This window comes from Lentibacillus halodurans, assembly GCF_900112045.1.
GTDB lineage: Bacteria > Bacillota > Bacilli > Bacillales > Amphibacillaceae > Lentibacillus > Lentibacillus halodurans.
In genome coordinates this window covers 1-1,050 of record NZ_FOJW01000031.1, presented here as the reverse complement: position 1 = coordinate 1,050, position 1,050 = coordinate 1, and the positions used below count along the sequence as shown (strand labels likewise).

General features: G+C 55.5%; 1 rRNA gene. It reads left to right on the top strand.

Annotation, left to right across the window (positions count from 1 at the left end):
- Window positions 1-1,050 (top strand): 23S ribosomal RNA (locus tag BM195_RS18000); the annotation flags it as partial.

Sequence of the window (1,050 nt, the reverse complement as noted above, 5' to 3'; positions counted from 1 at the left end):
GTTTGAACGATGGGGGGACGCAGCAGGATAAGGAAAGCGCACTGTCGGATAGGTGCGCCCAAGCAGTGAGGGAGTTGGGCAGGTAAATCCGTCCAATAATGCCAAGCTGTGATGGGGAGGGAAAATGAGTACCGAAGTTCCGGATTCCACACTGCCAAGAAAAGCCTCTAGTGAGTTCACAGGTGCCCGTACCGCAAACCGACACAGGTAGGCACGGAGAGTATCCTAAGGTGATCGGGAGAACTCTCGTTAAGGAACTCGGCAAAATGACCCCGTAACTTCGGGAGAAGGGGTGCTCGAGAAATCCTTGAGCCGCAGTGAATAGGCCCAAGCGACTGTTTAGCAAAAACACAGGTCTCTGCGAAGCCGAAAGGCGAAGTATAGGGGCTGACACCTGCCCGGTGCTGGAAGGTTAAGGGGAAGCGTTAGCGCTGCGTGCGCGAAGCGGCGAACCGAAGCCCCAGTAAACGGCGGCCGTAACTATAACGGTCCTAAGGTAGCGAAATTCCTTGTCGGGTAAGTTCCGACCCGCACGAAAGGTGCAACGACTTGGGCACTGTCTCAACGAGAGACCCGGTGAAATTATACTATGCGTGAAGATGCGCATTACCCGCGACAGGACGGAAAGACCCCGTGGAGCTTTACTGCAGCCTGATATTGAATGTTGGTACAGCTTGTACAGGATAGGTGGGAGCCGTCGAAACGTGAGCGCCAGCTTACGTGGAGGCACCCGTGGGATACCACCCTGGCTGTACGGACATTCTAACCCAGGACCGTGACCCGGTCCGGAGACAGTGTCAGGCAGGCAGTTTGACTGGGGCGGTCGCCTCCCAAAAGGTAACGGAGGCGCCCAAAGGTTCCCTCAGAATGGTTGGAAATCATTCATAGCGTGTAAAGGCAGAAGGGAGCTTGACTGCGAGACCTACAAGTCGAGCAGGGACGAAAGTCGGGCTTAGTGATCCGGTGGTTCCGCATGGAAGGGCCATCGCTCAACGGATAAAAGCTACCCCGGGGATAACAGGCTTATCTCCCCCAAGAGTTCACATCGAC